This is a genomic window from Propioniciclava sinopodophylli (assembly GCF_004324755.1).
Taxonomy (GTDB): Bacteria; Actinomycetota; Actinomycetes; order Propionibacteriales; family Propionibacteriaceae; genus Propioniciclava; species Propioniciclava sinopodophylli.
In genome coordinates, this window is record NZ_SDMQ01000030.1 from 1 (window position 1) to 1,514 (window position 1,514).

The 1,514-nt window shown below is 64.1% G+C and carries 3 protein-coding genes; 2 read left to right on the top strand and 1 reads right to left on the bottom strand.

The window, feature by feature from the left end; genetic code table 11:
- Positions 1-11: 11 nt before the first annotated feature.
- On the top strand, positions 12-98 hold the full coding sequence (locus tag ET989_RS16075) for a toxin-antitoxin system HicB family antitoxin (RefSeq protein WP_421958231.1): 87 nt from the start codon (positions 12-14) through the stop codon (positions 96-98).
- A gap of 43 nt (positions 99-141) precedes the next feature.
- Here the strand turns inward: ET989_RS16075 and ET989_RS14595 are convergent, their stop codons facing one another.
- Positions 142-753: a hypothetical protein gene (locus ET989_RS14595; RefSeq protein ID WP_131170258.1), complete on the bottom strand. Its 612-nt coding sequence runs from the start codon at positions 751-753 to the stop codon at positions 142-144.
- A gap of 169 nt (positions 754-922) precedes the next feature.
- Here ET989_RS14595 and ET989_RS14600 point away from each other — a divergent pair, with 169 nt between their 5' ends.
- Positions 923-1,321 carry an HNH endonuclease gene (locus ET989_RS14600; RefSeq protein ID WP_131170267.1) on the top strand — a complete coding sequence of 133 codons (399 nt, stop codon included), beginning with the start codon at positions 923-925 and terminating at the stop codon, positions 1,319-1,321.
- Positions 1,322-1,514: the final 193 nt, after the last annotated feature.

Consider the following 1,514-nt stretch of genomic DNA (forward strand, 5'->3'; position numbering starts at 1 on the left):
TCGGGGAAAGCCTGCACCGCCGCCTCGCGATCCAAGCTGCCGAAGAGCACCTCAGCCTCAACCAGTACGTCGTGCAACGCCTCTCAGAGGCCTCCTGAGCCACCTCTGGAACATCCGCAATTGCCGCCGATCGCTCGGGACTTAGGACGTCTTGGGTTCAGAGATGCGCATCGATCTGGCGGCGCTTGGCTCCAGGAACTCTGCCGTGATGAGGACCATGCCGGATCGGTAGACCTCCACGGTGTAGTCGGCGAGCTTGCCGGTCAACTTCACCAGCCAACCCTCCAAGTCCTGAAGATCACCTTCCCCTCGCAAGCGGAGGTCACCGACGTTTTCGGCATAGCGCATTGCGACTCTATATGGGGCAGTGCGCTTGGCGTCCTCAAGGCTTTGCACCGCGTGCCCCCGCCCGCCACTCAACCGCTGCATCGAGTGGCGGAGCAACTTGCCAGCGGCCTTGTCCGCCAAGAGGTCGAACGCTCTGCCGCCGAGATAGAGGAGGATTGCAGCTCCACCACCATCCGCTCCCCAGTTGATGTAGTTCTTCGTGACAGTGATGTCGTACGTCTGGGTTTCGGGGTTGACCTCGCGAGCAAGGTCCAGCACAGCGTTAACCCACGCCTCTTCATCCAATACGTCGATCCACAGGTCGAGTTCGGCGACCACCTCTGGCGGTTGATCGGGGAATGACCCGAACGAGACGGTGACCGCTAGGCCTCCTGGGTTGCGCAGGATGTCGTACACGTGTTCCACACCTCGACTCTACGATTCGCTGAACACCGGGTCCCGGAGGCGTGTCCGTGTCGCCCGCGCTGCGGCAGAGGGCTGGGGAAGCGCACATCTGCCGCCGGCGGTGCGCTCATGTGATGCGCGCGATGGCCGTGAAGCGTCGATGACCGTCGCTGCGTCGTAGTCTTCGGGAATGGCTGTCGGCAAGACACGCAAGGCCCGCGCGGACCGGCGCCGCAAACGCCGACTGGGCAGCAAGGTCCACGACCTCACCGACTTGCAGTGGGCAGCGTTGAAGGACGCGTGGGCCGGATGCGCGTACTGCGGGGTGACCGACACGCCACTGCAGCGCGACTGCGTCCTGCCGATCTCTCGCGGCGGGCGCTACACCCTCGACAACGTCGTCCCTGCCTGCCGCTCCTGCAACACCAGCAAATGCAATGACGAAGTCACCGGCTGGCTGCGCCGCAAGCGGCTCGACGAACGCACGTTCCTGCTCCGACACCTCGACATTCGCACCACCCTCGTGCAGCAGTCCCTGCGCCGCGGCGCCTGCGCAGTGGTCGCGGAAGTGTCCACACCCATGTCGTGACCGGCACTCCGCCAACGACCGACTTTGCCGCACTTGGCCCGTGACCACACTTGGCGCTTGACTGAACCCTGATCCACCGACTGTGATTCTTGGGGATGGTTCGCGTCGTTGTTGACGGCGTTTCGGGTGTGGGCGTGGTGGTCCTGCCGGTCTGTCCGGCTTCTCCACTGGGGGTCCTTGGTTGCGCCTGCTG